Raw genomic sequence first — 17,538 nt, forward strand, 5'->3', positions numbered from 1 at the left:
GTGCTATCGGATAGAGTAAAAGGGAGTATGCACCAGATTTTCCAAATACTATTTACCTTTGCCCAACTATGGGAATAAGATCACTTTTAAGCCGACCACTGGCTCAGTATATAGTACAGCAACAACAGGAATGGATTGCCCGGAGTATAGAGGTACAGGACCAATGGCGCCGGACGCTGGTACAGAAGGCCGCTAACACGCGTTTTGGGAGGGATCACTTCTTCCGGGACATCCACAGCTACGAAGATTATAAGCAGGCCGTACCGGTACGGGATTATGAAGATCTGAAGCCGTACATCGAGTACATCCTGGCGGGAGAGTCGGATATACTATGGCCGGATAAGCCTCTGTACTTTGCCAAAACCTCAGGTACTACCTCGGGTACCAAGTACATTCCTATCTCGCACGATTCGATCTCTAACCATATCAATTCAGCCCGTAATGCACTGCTGAATTACATTAACGAAACGGGCAAATCGGAGTTCCTGGACAAAAAGCTGATCTTCCTGTCGGGGAGTCCGGTGCTAGACAAGAAGGCGGGTATCCATACCGGCCGGTTGTCGGGTATTTCCAATCATCATGTACCGGGCTACCTGCGTACCAACCAGATGCCCAGCTACGAAACCAACTGCATCGAAGACTGGGAGACCAAGCTGGATCGGATCATCGACGAGACCATCGACCAGCCCATGTCGCTCATCTCGGGTATACCGCCCTGGGTACAGATGTACTTCGACCGCATCATGGCCCGCACCGGCAAAAAGATCAAGGACGTATTCCCGGACTTCTCGTTGTTTGTGTATGGTGGAGTAAACTTTGAGCCTTACCGGGCCAAGTTGTTTGACTCCATCGGCAAGCCTATCGACTCCATCGAACTGTATCCGGCCTCGGAAGGCTTCCTGGCGTATCAGGACTCCCAGCACGAGGAAGGAATGCTGCTGCTGCTGAACACGGGTATTTTCTTTGAGTTTATTCCTGCCGAAAATTATTTCGACGAAAACCCGAAGCGGCTATCCATTGGTGAAGTAGAAGTCGGCAAGAACTACGCCGTAGTGATCAATAGCAATGCTGGTCTGTGGGGGTACTCGATCGGAGATACCGTTAAATTCGTATCTACCAATCCGTACCGGGTGATCGTGTCGGGGCGGATCAAGCATTTTATATCGGCCTTTGGCGAACACGTCATTGGCGAAGAGGTGGAGAAAGCCCTGCGCTATGCCATGGAACGCCATCCCGGAACCGAAGTAGTGGAATTTACCGTGGCTCCAATGGTAACGCCCCCCGAAGGCGGGCTTCCCTACCACGAGTGGCTTATCGAGTTTGCGACACCTCCTCAGGACCCTGAGGCCTTTGCCAATGACCTGGACCGAAGGTTGATGGAGCTGAACGTGTACTACGACGACCTGATCTCGGGCAATATTCTGCGACGGCTGGTGATTACGCCGCTGCCTAAGAACGCCTTTATTGATCATATGCGCTCGCAGGGAAAACTGGGTGGACAGAACAAAGTACCTCGTCTCTCCAATGATCGTAAGATTGCGGATAGCCTGCGATCGCTACTAAAATAAAAAAGCTACCTCCAGGGGCGCAACAACAAGATAGCCAGACGAATGACTCCCAAAAGAATAGCCTTGCTAGGCTCTACCGGCTCGATAGGTACTCAGGCACTGGAAGTAGTGGATGCCAATCCGGATGCTTTTTCAGTAGAGGTACTTACCGCGCAAAACAACGCCGATCTGTTGATTGAGCAGGCGGTACGTTTCCGCCCGCGTGAAGTGGTGATCTGTAATGAAGAGCTATACCAGCAGGTGGCTTCGGCGCTTGCCCCGCTTGGTATTCAGGTACATGCCGGAGTGGATGCATTGGCATCAGTGGTAGAAGCCGATTATATTGATACAGTACTAACCGCTCTGGTGGGTTATTCAGGCCTGCTACCTACCATTCAGGCCATCAAAGCGGGTAAGCACATAGCCCTGGCCAACAAAGAAACACTGGTAGTAGCCGGTGAGATGATCACGGGGCTGGCGCGTGAGCACCAGGTCAATATTTATCCTGTTGACTCGGAGCATTCGGCTATATTCCAGTGTCTGACGGGCGAGGAGCAGAATCCCATTGAGAAAATAATACTGACCGCGTCGGGAGGACCTTTCCGCGGCAAGACGCGTGATTTTCTGGCTACGGTAACCAAAGCTCAGGCCCTCAAGCACCCCAACTGGAGCATGGGTGCCAAGATTACCATTGACTCAGCTACACTGATGAATAAGGGGCTGGAAGTAATAGAGGCCAAGTGGCTGTTTGACCTGCGTCCCGATCAGATTGATGTAGTGGTACATCCGCAGAGTATCATCCACTCCATGGTGCAGTTTGAGGATGGCAGCATCAAAGCTCAGATGGGACTGCCCGACATGCGGCTTCCGATCCAGTACGCACTTAGCTACCCCGACCGCCTGAAGGCTGATTTCCCCCGATTTAGTTTTGCTAAGTACCCTTCGCTCACCTTTGAGCAGCCCGATATGGATACTTTCCGTAATCTGGGGCTGGCTTATGAGGCGCTGGAGCGGGGAGGTAATGCGGCCTGCGTTATCAATGCGGCCAATGAAGTAGCGGTAGCGGCCTTCCTGAACGATGAGATTGGCTTCCTGAACATATCAGCTATCATTGAGGCCTGCGCTGACAGAGTCTCATTTGTAGCTAAGCCGTCGTATGATGATTACGTACAGACGGACGAGGAGACCCGTCGGATAGCTACCGAACTGGTGCGGGAAAACTATGAATTCAATTGATTTGTTAAAGTACCTGCCAGTAGTACTGGCCAGTGCAGTTAAGTTTGTAGGTGGGCCGCTTACGGGCTTTGCGCTGAAGCTTCACTGGCTCGAAACTGCCCTCTGTACGGTAGTAGGAATGATGCTGGGGGTTATGGTTGTAACTTATGTAGGCAAAGGGCTGCAGCTACTGCTAAAGCGCTGGAGTAAAAAGCCCAAGCGTCGGTTTACTTCTTTTAACCGGATGGCCGTACGCACCTGGAAGCGCTTTGGAATCATTGGCATAGCCTTCATGACGCCCCTCCTGTTTACCCCCATTGGCGGAACTGCCATTGCAGTAGCTTTCAGGGTACCACGGCACAGCATATTTCTGTGGATGCTGATTAGTGGTACCGCCTGGTCGCTTATCTTTTCCTTTCTGATTTACCGTCTGACCTTTATCCAGGAGTGGTTCAAGTAGTTGGCCTACCGGCTTACTACTTGCTTGGGTGCACTGGCCTTCTTCATGTAATCACCGCGTGAGAAGTACTTCTCAATGAGGCAGTACATGAGTATAAAGAAGTAGCGACTTCCCATTTCCTTGATCTTCAGCTTCGACTCCCCGTACTTGCGATTGGTCCAACTATTGGGAACTACGGCATAGTTATACCCGCGCACCATGGCTTTGAGAGGAAGCTCAATGGTGAGGTTGAAGTGGGGGGAAAGGAAAGGCTTGAGACCCTCCATAGTTTCGCGCTTGTACAGCTTGAAGGCGTTGGTCGTATCGTTGTAAGGGATACCCATTACCATCCGCACGATGAAGTTGGCAACGCGGTTGATTATCTTCTTGGTCTTGGGGTAGTCTATCACTTTTCCACCCTTCTCCCAGCGGCTTCCAAAGACACAGTCATAGTCGCCGTCCAGCATTTTGAAGTAGAATTTTACCAGGTCTTCCGGGTCATCGGACATATCGGCCATGAATACCGCCACACAGTCACCTGTAAAGCGCTCCAGACCGTAACGCACCGCATACCCAAAGCCGTTGGGACCCATGTTGGTGTAGTACACGAGGGTTGGGATTTCGATGCTGAGCTCGTCCAGTACCCGTAGCGTACCATCCTTAGAGTTGTCGTTGGTGACGCATATCTCATGGGGTATGTTGTACTTTTTTAGGGTACTATACAGGGTCCGAATGGTATCCGGTAGGGACTCCTCTTCGTTGTAGGCCGGAATTACAACACTAAGTTTCATTGGATTGTAGACTATGTTGGTACAGGATGGATATATTTCCTACTAATATTAGATACAATATATTTATTATCAACGTAAACTTCCTAATTTACTTATTGTTCGAGCGCCTTAAGCTGCTGCTCATAACGCTGTACGGTGGTAGCTACGGTTTGGTGGTAGCGTCCGCCGAGCCAGTTGTTTACGTTCAGAAACATCTGTTTCCGGTTCTTCAGGAAGTAAGGGTTGGTGGGAGCTTGTACATTACTAAGCCCGCCGCGGTGCTTGCGGTATACGCCCATTACTTCCGGCAGGTACCCTATCTTACCACGAGCGGCCAGTTGTATCACTAAGGCCCAGTCACCGGCGGCAGCCTGGTGGTGCCAGTCCGCAAAGTCATCGGTCTGGAAGTAGTTGCGGTACAGGAGGCTGGCCGTCGCCACAAACCACCGGTCCTCCAGCAAGTCTTCCACCGTGGAGGTAAGCTTCTGGTCCGGGGAGTTGAACAAGTGCTCCGGTGAACCATCTTCGTACATAACCCGAACGTTATGATGACAAAGGGCGTATTCAGGATGCTGCTCCAGAAAATCTACCTGCTTCTGAAGCTTGTAGGGGTCGGTCCAGTAGTCATCTCCTTCACAGAGGGCTACGTACTCTCCCCGGCAGGCTTTGAGCAGAAACAGGACATTGTTACGGCCTCCAAATTCCCTGGGCTCTTTGGGGCCCAGATTCTCCGGGTGTATATAAGCCCGAATGCGATCAGGGTAACGGTCTGCGTACTCCTGAATAATGGCAGGAGCGCCATCTGTAGAGCCATCGTCGCCTACTACTATTTCAAACGGAAATGTCGTCTGTTGCATCAAAGCACCGTCCAGCATCTGGCCGATGAACTTTTCGTGGTTATAGGTAGGTACACAAACGGATACTTTCATAGCGGAGCATTAGAGCCGATTAAACAGGGCTAGCGGGTACTTTCACTTTCGCGCATACGGTGCGGCAGCAAAGCAAAAAAGCTGTACGTACTCATCACCCATTTAGGCAGTATATAGTCACGGAATACCTCTCGGTACTCCACCGAATCCGGATTCTTCAGGTACAGATAGTACAGCGCCAGTCCGGCGCGGCGGAAGTAGGTCTTGCCATACTGGCGCGAGTCGAGTAGCATGCGGTAATAGCGCGCAATGTTGCGACGGAGTGCACGATCGTACTTGTGGTCGGTTTCCTTGTTGATGCCGCTATACATCATGATACGGTTGCGCAGAAAGCGGGCATCGCGGTAATGGTCCTTGAAGCTGGCTCCGGCGCGGTTCTTCCGGTACACCGACATGATCTCCGGGAGGTAACCGATGGGCCCCTGCTTGGTCAGGATCACGTAGCGGGGGATATCACCGCTGGTAGATTTCATGAACCACTCGGGGTAGTACATCAGGCCGTTCCGGAACATTACGGCTGAGGTAGCCATAAACCATATTTCCTCTTCTCCGATCAGATCATCCACTCCGATCACAGCTTTCTGATCAGGCGGATTCAGCTCTTCGGTAGGGGAGCCATCTTCATACGTAACAAAGGCATTATGGAAGCAAGCCGAGAAATCAGGATGAGCTTCCATGAAATCTACCTGCTTCTGTAGCTTGTGCGGGTTGATCCAGTAGTCGTCACCGTCCATGTGGGCGATGTACTTTCCCTTGGCCAGCTTGAGCGTTTCGATGGTGTTGAACAAGCCGTTCTGTCCCAGGTTTTTGGCGTGGAATACAGGCTTTACTTTATCAGGATACTGCTTTTGATACTGCAGAATGATATCGCGGGTACCATCATTGGAGTAGTCGTCGCCCACCAGGATCTCGTATTCGAAATCGGTTATCTGATTGACAGCGCTCTCTATGGCTTCTCCGATAAAAGCGGCCTGATTATAGGTTAATATAGTAACGCTGACTTTGAGCATACTTTGATTCGAGCCTTACATTCAAAGGTTTTACAAGAAATACCGTATCCATCACTGAAAGAGCACTAGCAGGTACTATGGCTACTTGATCAGCAAACAGACTTTCTGGGATATAAAAAGGAAGGCTGGATTAGTGGTTTAGATCACACTTCACAATCCTTCCTCAGTCTTCCCACACTGCATAGGCAAATCCGGATGCTCCGAACCCATTACCATTATAGAGCAGGTACTTTTTGCCATTATGCTCGTAGAGGTGGGCGTAGTTGATCATCTGGTAGTCAAAGTCTTCTGGATTATCCGACTTGCCTATCCCTACCAGGTGGTCCTTACGGTCCCAGTGCTCACCATCCATTGACTCAGCATAACCCAGGCGGTAGCTCTGGTTACGATCGGTGCGGTAGTCGAGGGTGTGGCGGTAGGAGTAGTACATTTTGTACAGACCATCCTCCTTGAACACACTCGGCCGACCCACGGCGTGCAGAAAATCATCAAAATCAAGCGTAGGAACATCGCTTATGTTCCAGTGAATACCATCCTTAGAGGTAGCGGACTGGCCGCGGTAGAAGGGCTCGGGGTACCCGTGTATGTACTCACACTTGTGGCCCGAAATATACCACATCCGCCAGGTACCATCCTCCTCACGCATCACCGAAGGCTGCGCCGCCCAGATCGGGTTCTGGATGCTACGATCCATGATCGGGCCCTTGAACATCTTCTGGAAGGTAAGGCCACCATCATGGCTTACTGCCAGGCCCATCGACAGACGGTAGGAGTTCCAGGTACGGTTCCAGCCGGTGTAGTACAGCCATATATCTCCGTTGGGCATATCCACAAACCAGGCGGGCATAGCGCCGGTTTCGTCGTATTCGCCCGGACCGCCTAATTCCAGTACCGACCGGTCATGGGTGTACAGGATTTTGGTCGGGTCCTCATAATCTACGTCAATAAAGGTAGGTCTGGATTGACCCTGATCGTCACGTGACGAAAAATATACTCTTAAAAAATCTTTATGTTTATAAGCAAAGGGCACTTGTGCGTGTGAACGGCTGTGTGCCAGACTTCCATCGGGTTTATAAACTACTCCTTTTTTAATCCAGGGCATTGTTACTTGCTAATTGCGTGGTTGGTAGTGGATGAGTATTATTAAGTCAGACTATATTACTGAGCAGAAGATGTTTGTTCGGCTTCTGCTTTCTCAGCCCGCAACCTCCAGTTATCTACAAAGTCTTTGCCAGGAATTGGCAGTTCAATGTCTATCTCGGGTGCCTTGGCACTAACGACATATTCCATTACATAGAAAGCATTGCCAAATATCCAGTGTAGTTTGAAGTTCTCAACATTAGCCGGAACATCTTCCAGAGGTACTTCGGCGCGGAAAAGAGGATTGGCTTTCAGAAGTGTCTGGTAGGTAGGCTGATTGCGCATCCACGGAGCTATACTTTCATCTCCTACTACTACTTTACCACCTGGACGTACTACCCGGGTCAGTTCTTCAAAGGCGCGCTTGCGCTCAGAGAAGGTATTGATACCACCAAAGTGGAATACTGCGTCAAATGTGTCATCGGCAAAAGGCAGGTACGATCCATTACCAAGGAAGTAGTGTACATTAACCTCATCAGTAGGCAGCTTGTCCTGCGCCAGCTTCAGCATATTGGGCGAAAGGTCCGAAAGTACAGCGGTACCTCCGGGCTTGATCTGGTCGATGATCAGAGCGGAGTCTTTACCTGTTCCGGCTCCTACTTCCAGTACAGTCATACCGGGCTTCAGGTCCATCAGGCTAATCATGAACTTCCGGGTAGCCGCCTCATCCGAATGGTTCAGGGTCTGGAAAACCCACGACACGCCACGGTCGTAGCGCTGAAACGCCTGGTCGTACAGGTACTGCTCCCGGGCATCTTCTTCCAGCAGTTCTTTAGGATAAAGCATATTAACGATACCTGTATCGCCTACTTCGTACACTGTACCTTCCTGGCTGGTGAGGGTTCTGCCATCCGCAGAGACTTCGAGGGGAGTAGTGGTTAAGGGGCAAACCAGGGCGTGCAGAAATTCGTGATGAGTCATTCCTCCGTTTTAGTTAGTATTAGACGAGCCAAAATTAAGCTTTTTATTTTATGCAACCTGCAAAGGGGAGTGTTCTTCGTATTTGGCAGGCAAACATTATGCTAAACTAAATATGGCACTTTTGGTTTTGTGTATCCAAATATAACTATCATATTTCAACGTCATGCCTCCCAAACTCTTAAAGTACAAGAATTACGAGGTGCATTCGGTTACAACGGCAACTGCCGATGGCCGTCGCAATGCCAACATTGTGATCTGGGCGATGCCGGTAGCTATGGGCGGTAAGATGCTGTGCGTGGCCCTGTACAAGGTGGACTATACGCTGGAGTTGGTACGCAGTAGCGGCCTCTTTAACCTGAACCTGCTGGCGGAGGATCAAACGGCCCTTATTACCAAACTGGGACGCAAGAGCGGCAGGGAGGTAGATAAATACAAACGGCTGGCCTACGCGCTGGACGAGCAGGGCTGCCCCTACCTTACCGAGGCCGTGGGCTATGCTCAGTGCCGGGTAGTCAGCTATACCGATGGCGGCGACCATGAGGTAGTCATCTGCAAAGTACTGAAGCAGGTGGTCCTCCATCCGGATAAAAAAGTAATGACTCACCACTTCCTGCGGGAAAAGGGACTGGTCAGAGGGTAGAGCCTACCCGCTACATGGCCTATTTACGGGCAATAGCCTGGGTCAGGGGGCTGATCCTCTTGTAAATCTTAATGCCGTTGATCGTACTGATCAGCCGGTAGTGCTTCCGGACGTAGTTTCTCACATCCCGTATGTAGTAGTGTGGCTTCATGAGAAAATCCTTGGTCGAGTACTCACGTACCTCTGAGTTCAGTACATCTACAAACAGGAGCGGCTTATTCTTGTCTATATCTTCCAGGAACGTCTTTTTTCGGAAGGTAAATAAGCTCGACTTCAGGAACAGATGCACCGACTGGGGATAGCGGTACCCCGCCGGCCGGTGCGATCTGACATAGAGGCGGTCGGCCCAGCCCCATATTACTACCCGGTCGGTAGGCTGGCTGTTTTTTCGAATGAAGGCGATTACTTCACGGTCGGTACGCTCCGTCCTGGTGTCAGATAGAGGTTGGCGGGTCAGGATGTTATAACTGGCCTGTACCAATGAACCCGTTAGCAGTACTCCGAGCAGAATCGGACGAGCCGGGGCCTTCACGTGGGACACCAGCCACACGATCAGGTAGGTAGAGGGTATGAGCAAATACAGTAAATAGTGGTAGAAGAAATTACCGGACTGGACGGTAGCGTATAAACTGGCTAGTATGAAAAGAAAGGCAAAGGCACCATTGGTCCGCAGAGAGGGAGTGAGCTTAGGGCGGGCACGGAGATAGAGAAAAGTGCCTGCGAGCGCAACGGCAAGCAACGACAGGAAGTAGAAGCCCTGAGATTTATTTACAAATATAAACGTCCCGATCCGAAGCGGATTGAATCGCTCTGAAAGGGGAGTGGACGAAAACTCGTTGGTGTAGGAGTAGTAGAAGTAGTTCCAGAAGTAGTTGTTCCAGAAGGTAGGCAGCTCATTATGCCAGGCGTAGTACCCGTTGACAAGTACCGTAGGCAGCACACTGCCTGTAACAAGCAGAAGGACGCGGTTCCAGCTTTTCTGCGCTACGAATGAAATAAGGCAAAACCCGCCTATTACGAAGCCCATCGGGATGTTCTGAAACTTGGCAAACAGCAGACTGCCCAGCACTAGCCCCAGCACAAGCGTTTTCAGGTTGCTGATGGGAGCTTCTTTTTCATTCTGAAAGTACCAGTAGGAGGCTAAGGTGAGCATGAATATACTGATATGCTCGGAGTTGTAGCAGATGAACTCAAAGAAGCCGGTTGTACCTATAAAAAGACAGAGTATCCAGGTGTAGAGTAACGCATGAGTTTTGGGCTGGAAGAGTGAAACTGCAAAGTAAAAAAAAGACAGACTAGCCAGCCAGAGCAGAATACTGACCACCTGAGAGCCAGCGTAGTTGATCTCCAGGCCCAGCTTTGAAGCCACCACTAAGGGCAGTACCGTCAGAGGACGGGAATCTGTGTAGTTAAAGACAGTCCAGAGCGGGTCGGGGTAGTGGAGTATGGAGATGGCACTGGTAAGCCAGGTACTGGTGTCCACATTTCCTTCGGCGTTACTGACGTTAATAAGCCGCAGCAGAAAAGTAATGAGTAGTATCCCTGCCAGCACCCACCGGGTTCGGGTGGCACTTTTGTTTTTCCAAAGGAGATAGCTGAGGATGATGAGCAGTACAACAAGGAGACTCTTCTGAAATAAACTTAAGATCATAAGCTATACAATTTATCTCTTAGGTGATTAATTCTCAGTACGCTACGAGATAAATATATATAGTAAGTTTTTATTTATGCTATGTTTACTTCAAAATTTCCAAAATAGCTTCCACATAGGTACGATCATTGCTTAAGCGAGGTACTTTGTTCTGGCCTCCCAGTTTGTTGCGTTGCCCCATCCAGGTATAGAACGTACCTGGAGCTACGAAGTGAATGAGTGGTGGGAGCAGGGCCATGTCCTGGTAGCGCTTGGCATCGTAGTCGGAGTTGACGTGGCGGAGCGTTTCGTCCAGGACCTGAGAGAACAGCTCCCGGCTGGAAGGCTCTTTCGAGAACTCAATGATCCATTCGTGACGTCCGCGCGAACCGTCACCCATGTACACCGGTCCGGCCGTAAAATCACTCACTACAGCTCCGGTGCGGTTGCAGGCTGCGGTAATGGCGGCTTCGGCATTCTCTACGATAATCTCTTCGCCAAAGGCATTGATAAAGTGCTTGGTGCGGCCGCTCACCTTAATCCGGAAGGGGTACTTTGAGGTAAACTTCACCGTATCGCCAATGATATACCGCCAGAGCCCCGCGTTGGTAGAGATCACCAGTGCGTAGTTTTTATCCAGTTCCACCTCATCCAGCGTTAGGGTACGAGGGTATTGGTTACCCAACTCTTCCATCGGCATAAACTCGTAGAAAATACCGTAGTCCAGCATCAGGAGCATTTCTCCGATGCGGCTCAAATCGTCCTGTATGGCTATAAATCCTTCGGAGGCATTGTAGGTTTCGAGGTAGGTGACCTGATCAGATGGGAAGTATTTGGTCATAAACAGCTCGCGGTAGGGATGAAAAGCCACGGCTCCGTGTACAAATACTTCAAAGTTGGGCCATACATCGAGCATCGAACGGGCTCCCTTAAGCTCCATGATACGGTCCAGCAGCACGATGGTCCAGGTAGGTACTCCCAGGATACTGGTCACATTCTCTTCGGCGCAGATCTCTGACATCTTCTCGAGCTTCTCCTCCCATTTATCCATCAGTGCCACTTCCAGCGGCGGGGTACGCAGAAACTGCGCCCAGGCAGGTAGGTTCTGCATGATCACCGCCGATACGTCACCGGCCTGCGTATTAGGGTTGTAGGGGTTGGGGTGTAGCGTACCTCCTATTGATAGTCCCTTTCCCTCATATACCTGTGTATTGGGGCGGTTGTGGATCAGCAGGGTCATCATATCCTTTCCCCCCATGTAATGGCAGTCTTCCAGCGCCTCGGGCGTGACGGGCAGGTACTTGCTACGGGCATTGGTAGTACCGGAAGATTTGGAAAACCAATCGGTATGGGTAGGCCACAGGATGTTGGGTTCGCCTTTGAGTACGCGCTCTATGTAGGGAAAAATATCTTCATACGTAGAAACAGGTACCTGCTCACGGTACTCACTGATGCTCTTTATCTGGGCATACTGGTAGCGCTGGCCCCATTCGGTATAGCGGGCGGTGTGCAGCAAATCAGAAAAAATAGCCTGCTGCGTCTCGATGGGATTAGCCATGAAATGCTCAATGCGTTCTATTCGGCGCTTCAAAAACCAAACCGTCACGTCATTTACCAGTTTCATAGCTAAGGGTTAAGTAGGATTAAGATAATACTTTGTGGTACAAAGGTAGTAATTTCATTTGAGGAGAGCGAAGCGACTAGAGTAGGCGGGTCTTAATGCCTGTATGTATCAGGCTGACACCAAGCCTATTCACAACCCAAAATACATTGAGCTGGAAGTGTGAAGAACAGTATTTGTTTGCTTTGCTCTTAATCTCTACACTATAAACTACTGAAACAGCCCTTTTTGTTGAAAAAATACCTCCCTGGTCAGCAGTACTGCGCTGGTAATGACCTGAAAATGAATGTTTTTCTTTGCTTGTCAAACAGAAGAGCCATCAGGCTAAGTAAGATGTACAGGGTAAAAGTAGGGGAGTGAGAAACTATTACTACCGGCTGGTCTTTTATAGTGAATAGTGCTTTCCAGGATAGTTACTGCTCAATCAGTAGCTCTTATAGACATAGGTATCGGCAACTATACCGGACCAGGCTCGGATATCACTAAGATTATAGTAATGGTAAACCATAAAAAAAGCCTTTGAGCAAAAAGACCCGAAAGCTGTAGTTTGGTAGAGGAGGTAGTTTACGTAAATAACGATATACTACCTGTGCTTATCCCAAATGTACGTCTGTTCTTATCTTTTGCTCAAAGGCAATGGGGATGGGCCTTGGCCCTAAACTCTTCGGGTACTAAACCGTCGGTAAACCCACAGGAGAATAACTGCTCCCAGGATGGCAATTACCAGGCTACCAAAGTTGAAGCCATCTACAGTACCAAATCCAAAAAGTGATGAAACAAATCCACCGATAATGGCACCACCGATACCGATCAGAATTGTAACAATAAATCCTCCCGGATCTTTGCCCGGGTGTATGGCCTTAGCTATAAATCCAGCCACAAGACCTACTAATATCCAAGTCAGAATACCCATAATAGTTAATGTGTTTTAGTGTCTAAATTAAGTTTTGCAGTAGGAATTAAAAAAAGCATGCCACTCAGTAAACGCTGAGTGGCATGCTCTAAAAAATCAGGTATGTACCTACCTTTAATGCACCGGCAATTCCTCAAACATATTACCTCCACCGGCTTTTTCGTCAATGGTGGAGTATACATCCGCACCCGCTTTAATAGCAAGGGTAGTTACATCTACTCCCTGACGCGCTACGCGGCTTCCCAGGATCTGTGCGAGCGCCTCACCCAGCAGCGGGTCACGAGCATCGCCGTAGGGATACAGAAACACGCCCTCTGACTTTTCGAAGTTAGGCTTGAAGCCATTGGTATACTCCGACTGCCGCAGGCTGTTGAATGACTTGGATACAATGGGCTGGATTCCCCACTTGATCTTTTTCTTATCATCGCTGATGGTAATAGAGCCTACATTTTTACCGGTAGTACGCAATCCTACCACTACAACATCCATATAGGGCTTAAGACCATTGATCAGAAGCTCGCTGGCTGAGGCGGTATTGCCCGAGGTCAATACAAAAATCCGGTTCAGGTTGCTGCCTACGTTCTGAGTCTTGCTCAGAAAGCGGTCCGAAAAGAAGTTTTTACCGTACTCTTTTTCCAGTTCGGGGGTGATGACCTTATTGTATTCCTTAATAGCAAATACTTCGGTGGAGTTGACACCTCTGCCAATCAGGCTGGCGAGGTTGGTAGCCGAGCTTACATAACCTCCGCGGTTATAGCGCAGGTCGATGATCAGCTCGTTGATGCCCTGTGTCTTAAAGTTGTTGAAAATATTATCCAGCTGCAGGTCGTAGGTTTTGGTACTGGAGCCATTAGGGCCCGGTATAAATTGGTGGTACACTACGTAGCCAATGCGCTTGGCACCCTGTGTAAAGAGGGTATCAAAGTAGACAGGGTTGGCCTGTATAACAGTAGGAGTTACCTCACGGGTTGTGGTACCATCCACTACCCGATTGGATCCATCCAGTGTACCTACGGTAAATGTCTTTTTGCCGTCACCGGTATAAAGCAGGCTGTAGTAGTTAGAAGTTGTAAGCTTCTGGTCGTTGATCTTGGTGAAAAAGTCACCCCGCTTAAAGCCTGCATTAGCCGCTGGTGAATTAGGATGTGTGTAGGTAACTACCCCAAACACATCATCACTTCCACTGGCGTACCGCACGATCCGGAACTCCATCCCCGTAGATTTGGACTCACCGCTCAGGGATGCTCTTAATTCATCAGCGCTTTCCTGAATCCATGAGAAACGGTCGCCATCGGGGCGGGCAGTAGCATCAAATCGGTAGATGAGGGATTCAAAGAAAGATTTGGTACCCTGCTCGTAGTTGGGGGAAGCCGGTAGTTTGTCGTTCCAGTAGTACCAGGTCTTCATGTTGTCGTACACCCACTTGTTTACCTCCTGATCGGTAGTGGTACCTACGGGATCTATGGTTTTTTCCCGGCAGGATACAAGCAGGCTGACACTGGCGAGCAATACCAATAAGCTCTTAATTCTCATTATAGTTGCGGTTGTTGATAAGGTTAGACTCACGTGCTTACAGCTAACGACAGTAACCTTGTTTTAGTACAAATCGTTCCGGTTCGTATAGTAGCTTGCGGCAGGGCTTGTAAAGGCTCGTCAGGAGGCAATACTACCATCAGCAACAATAGCCAATCTGGTGTTTTTCTGACCGGAACAGGGGGTGAAAACTAACAATTTATGCTACCCTGAACTTTTCCTTTTCGTCTACACAAGACAATCCTACCTCTCGCCGTTGTACTTACGAATATAAGCAATTTTCGGTTCACTAAAAGCAAGGTGTTTGGGATGAAGAATTTTGTATGGTTGGGTTGCATGTGCCTGATCGGTAGCTCTATGTCTTTAGATGTAGCGGCTCAGCACAGCAACGGCCCTCAGGAAACTTTTGTGTGTAACTATGTAGATGGAGGGGGACGGCTGCGAAGTCCACAGGAAATCTGCAACTATCTGTCATTTACTTCAAACCGCCACGCCGAACGGGTGGTAGAGCGTATTCTGCAGCCCGTAGGCCTCACCCGTAACTTTGTGGTGGTAGAGTGCCCCGAGAGCGACAACTGCTTTGCTACCGTGGTAGATGGTAAGCGATTTATTATCTACGACGGTAAGTTTATGAAGCAAATCGAAAACATCACCAACACCGACTGGTCGGCTATCAGTATAGTAGCGCACGAGATCGGGCACCACCTGCAGGGACATACCATCGACGGTATGGGAAGCCGCCCCAGCAAAGAACTGGAAGCTGATCGCTTCTCCGGATTTGTGCTACATCAGCTGGGAGCCTCGCTGGATGAATCGCTGATAGCCATTCGTACCCTGTCAGGTCATGAAAACACGGATACCCATCCGGGACGTCAGGTACGGGTAGACGCCATCCGTCAGGGCTGGGGAGAAGCTGAAAAAATGTATCCCCGCTGGAATAAGTCAAACGGAGGCGTAGCCTCTACCCCTGCCCCTTCCCGTCCGGCTCCTCCGGTGTATCAGCCTTCGTCTCGTCCGACTCGGGAGAGAGAGGAAGTAGTAGAAACAGACATTACCCTTAGAGCACCGGTAGCCCGCGTTAAAGGATGCGCTTCGGGCGACTGTACCAACGGAATGGGTATCCTGGTTCGGGAGAATCAGGAGCGCTACGAAGGTGAGTTCATGAACGGCAAAAAACATGGCGTGGGTGTGCAGTACTACCCTGATGGAATGGTCAGGTACAAAGGGGAGTTTATAAGCGATGCCCGCTCCGGACGTGGTACGTACTACTTCTCCAACGGCGATAAGTACGTAGGGTACTTTCAGAATAACGTCCCCCACGGCAAGGGCAGCTACTACTATAGTGACGGGGAGCGGTTCTCCGGTACCTTTAAGGCGGGCGTCAGGGATGGATATGGCGTACTGTACCGAGCTAATGGTACCCGCGAGAGTGGATACTACCAGAATGATAAACGAGTCAGGTAGGAAGGAAGAGAAGGTAAAAGGATAAAAGTAAAGAAGCCGGAGGCAGGGATTAATTTTCCTGTCTCCGGCTTTTTCTATTCAGGTAGTTGCTTTATACCGGTGGTACTTATTTATCTTTCCACCTCAAAAGTTGATTAGTACTACTTGATTACTATTTTTCAAATTTTATAAAAGCTTCTTCAATGATACTGCAGGCCTGATCCATTTGCGCTTCGTTAATAACGAGGGGCGGAGCAAAGCGTATCTTGTTGCCGTGGGTAGGCTTGCAGAGCAGGCCTTTCTCCATCATGTTGAGGCAAAGCTGCATGGCCGTAGGGCTCTCTTCGGTGTCGTTAATGACAATGGCGTTGAGTAGTCCCTTACCCCGTACCTGCTCGATCAGGCTGCATTGCTGCTGAAGCGCCTCCATCCGGCTACGGAATATCTGCCCCATCTGCTGGGCATTATCAGCCAGGCGCTCGTCTTCCACTACCCGCAGGGCTTCAATGGTCACGGCACAGGCCAGTGGGTTGCCGCCGTAGGTAGATCCATGCTCCCCCGGCCGGATCGTCAGCATGATCTCGTCGTCGGCCAGCGCGGCTGATACGGGCATGGTACCTCCCGAAAGCGCCTTACCCAGTACCAGTATGTCGGGCTTTACTCCCTCCCAGTCGCAGGCGAGGCGCTTACCTGTACGCCCAATACCCGTCTGTACCTCATCGGCAATAAATAGTACATTGTACCTGGTACATAGTTCCCGCACTCCTTTCAGGTATCCCTCGTCCGGTACCCGTACGCCCGCTTCACCCTGTATGGGCTCTACCATGTAGCCCGCGATGTGTGGATCTTTTCTGAACAGATCTTCCAGGGCATTCAAGTCATTGTAGGGTACTATCTCATAGCCCGGCATGAAAGGGCCGTAGTCATTGGTACTGGAGGGGTCCGTTGAAGAGGAAATCGCCGCCAGGGTACGTCCCCAGAAGTTACCCTCCGCGTATACCGTCTTGGCCTGATCCTGCGGGATACCTTTTACTTTGTAGGCCCACTTGCGGGTCAGTTTCAGGGCCGTTTCGCCGCCTTCTACGCCGGAGTTCATCATCAGTACCTTATCGTAGCCGAAGTACTCGCACAGGTATTTTTCGCATTCTCCTAAACGATCGTTATAGAAGGCCCGGGAGGTAAGGGTAAGACGCTGGGCCTGCTCGATCATCGCCTGTACAATGCGTGGGTGGCAGTGCCCCTGGCTTACTGCACTGTACGCCGACAGGAAGTCCAGGTATTGCTTGCCTTCTACATCCCAGACGTACACACCTTCCCCCCTGCTCAGCACTACAGGCATGGGTTTGTAATTATGGGCGCCATATCGGTACTCTGTCTCAATAACCCGCTGGGTTGCAGATCCTGATGTAGTTTCGGTAGAATGTATCATAGGTATAGCTAATAATCAGTTGGAGCGTAGTAAACAATGGTAGTAAACACAGGGTTGGAGGGTTAAAATTAAGAAAAACCCATATTCTGACCTAATGCCAGATAAGAGTAGCAAGTCCGGTAAAACCTCAATGCTCCAGCGCAGGGGACTCCTGAAGGAGGATTATTACCTTAATGAGAAGGGGCTGATGGTATTTACAGAACACTACCATCTAAAGCGGGGCTACTGCTGCAAGAGTGGGTGTCTGCACTGCCCCTATGGCTTTACCCGAAAGCCGGTAGAGCCTGAAAGTGAATAATAATCAGGTATTTTTTAAGAGATCTGTTTGTTGATTTGGGAAGTTTTGTAGATATTTGCA

The 17,538-nt window shown here is 50.0% G+C and carries 16 protein-coding genes; 6 read left to right on the forward strand and 10 right to left on the reverse strand.

The annotated features are described in order from the left end of the window. Nucleotides 1-68 precede the first annotated feature (68 nt). From JTN23_RS03510 to JTN23_RS03520, 3 genes are read left to right on the forward strand one after another with little or no spacing between them, the layout of a single operon-like run. Complete coding sequence (locus tag JTN23_RS03510; RefSeq protein WP_247232427.1) at nt 69-1,568, forward strand: GH3 auxin-responsive promoter family protein; 1,500 nt, start codon at nt 69-71, stop codon at nt 1,566-1,568. 42 nt (nt 1,569-1,610) lie between these two features. Continuing rightward, nucleotides 1,611-2,783: a 1-deoxy-D-xylulose-5-phosphate reductoisomerase gene (locus tag JTN23_RS03515; RefSeq protein ID WP_247232430.1), complete on the forward strand. Its 1,173-nt coding sequence runs from the start codon at nt 1,611-1,613 to the stop codon at nt 2,781-2,783. Further along, the gene (locus tag JTN23_RS03520; RefSeq protein WP_247232432.1) at nt 2,770-3,222 is read left to right on the forward strand and encodes a hypothetical protein; all 453 of its coding nucleotides are present in this window, start codon (nt 2,770-2,772) and stop codon (nt 3,220-3,222) included. Before JTN23_RS03515 ends, JTN23_RS03520 begins: the two co-directional genes overlap by 14 nt. A gap of 5 nt (nt 3,223-3,227) precedes the next feature. Here JTN23_RS03520 and JTN23_RS03525 read toward each other — a convergent pair whose 3' ends face one another. The 5 genes from JTN23_RS03525 to JTN23_RS03545 all read right to left on the reverse strand — a co-directional run bounded on the left by JTN23_RS03525 (nt 3,228) and on the right by JTN23_RS03545 (nt 7,971). Further along, nucleotides 3,228-3,992, reverse strand: coding sequence for a glycosyltransferase family 2 protein (locus tag JTN23_RS03525; RefSeq protein ID WP_247232435.1), 765 nt, complete (start codon nt 3,990-3,992; stop codon nt 3,228-3,230). A 92-nt stretch (nt 3,993-4,084) separates the two neighbouring features. After that, nucleotides 4,085-4,900 (reverse strand): glycosyltransferase family 2 protein, encoded by an 816-nt coding sequence (locus JTN23_RS03530; protein WP_247232437.1) that lies wholly within the window; start codon nt 4,898-4,900, stop codon nt 4,085-4,087. Between the two features lie 29 nt (nt 4,901-4,929). Next, nucleotides 4,930-5,910 (reverse strand): glycosyltransferase family 2 protein, encoded by a 981-nt coding sequence (locus tag JTN23_RS03535; protein ID WP_247232439.1) that lies wholly within the window; start codon nt 5,908-5,910, stop codon nt 4,930-4,932. Nucleotides 5,911-6,073: 163 nt separating this feature from the next. Continuing rightward, nucleotides 6,074-7,012, reverse strand: coding sequence for a hypothetical protein (locus JTN23_RS03540; protein ID WP_247232440.1), 939 nt, complete (start codon nt 7,010-7,012; stop codon nt 6,074-6,076). Between the two features lie 56 nt (nt 7,013-7,068). After that, nucleotides 7,069-7,971, reverse strand: coding sequence for a class I SAM-dependent methyltransferase (locus JTN23_RS03545; protein WP_247232441.1), 903 nt, complete (start codon nt 7,969-7,971; stop codon nt 7,069-7,071). A 163-nt stretch (nt 7,972-8,134) separates the two neighbouring features. Here JTN23_RS03545 and JTN23_RS03550 point away from each other — a divergent pair, with 163 nt between their 5' ends. Beyond that, nucleotides 8,135-8,611 carry a flavin reductase family protein gene (locus tag JTN23_RS03550; protein WP_247232442.1) on the forward strand — a complete coding sequence of 159 codons (477 nt, stop codon included), beginning with the start codon at nt 8,135-8,137 and terminating at the stop codon, nt 8,609-8,611. Between the two features lie 19 nt (nt 8,612-8,630). Here the strand turns inward: JTN23_RS03550 and JTN23_RS03555 are convergent, their stop codons facing one another. The 4 genes from JTN23_RS03555 to JTN23_RS03570 form a co-directional block, all read right to left on the reverse strand. Further along, nucleotides 8,631-10,262 (reverse strand): hypothetical protein, encoded by a 1,632-nt coding sequence (locus tag JTN23_RS03555; protein WP_247232443.1) that lies wholly within the window; start codon nt 10,260-10,262, stop codon nt 8,631-8,633. An 85-nt stretch (nt 10,263-10,347) separates the two neighbouring features. Next, nucleotides 10,348-11,865: a GH3 auxin-responsive promoter family protein gene (locus tag JTN23_RS03560; RefSeq protein WP_247232444.1), complete on the reverse strand. Its 1,518-nt coding sequence runs from the start codon at nt 11,863-11,865 to the stop codon at nt 10,348-10,350. A gap of 652 nt (nt 11,866-12,517) precedes the next feature. Continuing rightward, nucleotides 12,518-12,775, reverse strand: a complete 258-nt coding sequence (locus tag JTN23_RS03565) for a GlsB/YeaQ/YmgE family stress response membrane protein (RefSeq protein ID WP_247232446.1) — start codon at nt 12,773-12,775, stop codon at nt 12,518-12,520. A 114-nt stretch (nt 12,776-12,889) separates the two neighbouring features. Then, the gene (locus JTN23_RS03570; RefSeq protein ID WP_247232448.1) at nt 12,890-14,308 is read right to left on the reverse strand and encodes a S41 family peptidase; all 1,419 of its coding nucleotides are present in this window, start codon (nt 14,306-14,308) and stop codon (nt 12,890-12,892) included. A 309-nt stretch (nt 14,309-14,617) separates the two neighbouring features. Here JTN23_RS03570 and JTN23_RS03575 point away from each other — a divergent pair, with 309 nt between their 5' ends. After that, nucleotides 14,618-15,772: a hypothetical protein gene (locus JTN23_RS03575; RefSeq protein ID WP_247232451.1), complete on the forward strand. Its 1,155-nt coding sequence runs from the start codon at nt 14,618-14,620 to the stop codon at nt 15,770-15,772. Nucleotides 15,773-15,923: 151 nt separating this feature from the next. Here JTN23_RS03575 and rocD read toward each other — a convergent pair whose 3' ends face one another. Next, nucleotides 15,924-17,180, reverse strand: coding sequence for an ornithine--oxo-acid transaminase (rocD, locus tag JTN23_RS03580; RefSeq protein ID WP_247232453.1), 1,257 nt, complete (start codon nt 17,178-17,180; stop codon nt 15,924-15,926). A 94-nt stretch (nt 17,181-17,274) separates the two neighbouring features. On the opposite strand from rocD, the gene JTN23_RS03585 reads away from it, so the two are divergent. Beyond that, a complete protein-coding gene (locus tag JTN23_RS03585; RefSeq protein WP_247232455.1) occupies nt 17,275-17,478 on the forward strand; it encodes a C1orf53 family protein in 204 nt (67 codons plus the stop codon). The last annotated feature ends 60 nt before the right edge of the window (nt 17,479-17,538 follow it).

It is taken from the genome of Telluribacter roseus, from assembly GCF_017355915.2.
Lineage (GTDB): Bacteria > Bacteroidota > Bacteroidia > Cytophagales > Spirosomataceae > Telluribacter.

Excerpts from the sequence above, each read along its gene's own strand:
- JTN23_RS03575 (WP_247232451.1), top strand. The coding sequence starts at position 14,618 with ATGAAGAATTTTGTATGGTTGGGTTGCATGTGCCTGATCGGTAGCTCT.
- JTN23_RS03520 (WP_247232432.1), top strand. The coding sequence starts at position 2,770 with ATGAATTCAATTGATTTGTTAAAGTACCTGCCAGTAGTACTGGCCAGT.
- JTN23_RS03540 (WP_247232440.1), bottom strand. The coding sequence starts at position 7,012 with ATGCCCTGGATTAAAAAAGGAGTAGTTTATAAACCCGATGGAAGTCTG.
- JTN23_RS03545 (WP_247232441.1), bottom strand. The coding sequence starts at position 7,971 with ATGACTCATCACGAATTTCTGCACGCCCTGGTTTGCCCCTTAACCACT.
- JTN23_RS03515 (WP_247232430.1), top strand. The coding sequence starts at position 1,611 with ATGACTCCCAAAAGAATAGCCTTGCTAGGCTCTACCGGCTCGATAGGT.
- JTN23_RS03510 (WP_247232427.1), top strand. The coding sequence starts at position 69 with ATGGGAATAAGATCACTTTTAAGCCGACCACTGGCTCAGTATATAGTA.
- JTN23_RS03535 (WP_247232439.1), bottom strand. The coding sequence starts at position 5,910 with ATGCTCAAAGTCAGCGTTACTATATTAACCTATAATCAGGCCGCTTTT.
- JTN23_RS03570 (WP_247232448.1), bottom strand. The coding sequence starts at position 14,308 with ATGAGAATTAAGAGCTTATTGGTATTGCTCGCCAGTGTCAGCCTGCTT.
- JTN23_RS03555 (WP_247232443.1), bottom strand. The coding sequence starts at position 10,262 with ATGATCTTAAGTTTATTTCAGAAGAGTCTCCTTGTTGTACTGCTCATC.
- JTN23_RS03585 (WP_247232455.1), top strand. The coding sequence starts at position 17,275 with ATGCCAGATAAGAGTAGCAAGTCCGGTAAAACCTCAATGCTCCAGCGC.
- rocD (WP_247232453.1), bottom strand. The coding sequence starts at position 17,180 with ATGATACATTCTACCGAAACTACATCAGGATCTGCAACCCAGCGGGTT.
- JTN23_RS03550 (WP_247232442.1), top strand. The coding sequence starts at position 8,135 with ATGCCTCCCAAACTCTTAAAGTACAAGAATTACGAGGTGCATTCGGTT.
- JTN23_RS03565 (WP_247232446.1), bottom strand. The coding sequence starts at position 12,775 with ATGGGTATTCTGACTTGGATATTAGTAGGTCTTGTGGCTGGATTTATA.
- JTN23_RS03560 (WP_247232444.1), bottom strand. The coding sequence starts at position 11,865 with ATGAAACTGGTAAATGACGTGACGGTTTGGTTTTTGAAGCGCCGAATA.
- JTN23_RS03525 (WP_247232435.1), bottom strand. The coding sequence starts at position 3,992 with ATGAAACTTAGTGTTGTAATTCCGGCCTACAACGAAGAGGAGTCCCTA.
- JTN23_RS03530 (WP_247232437.1), bottom strand. The coding sequence starts at position 4,900 with ATGAAAGTATCCGTTTGTGTACCTACCTATAACCACGAAAAGTTCATC.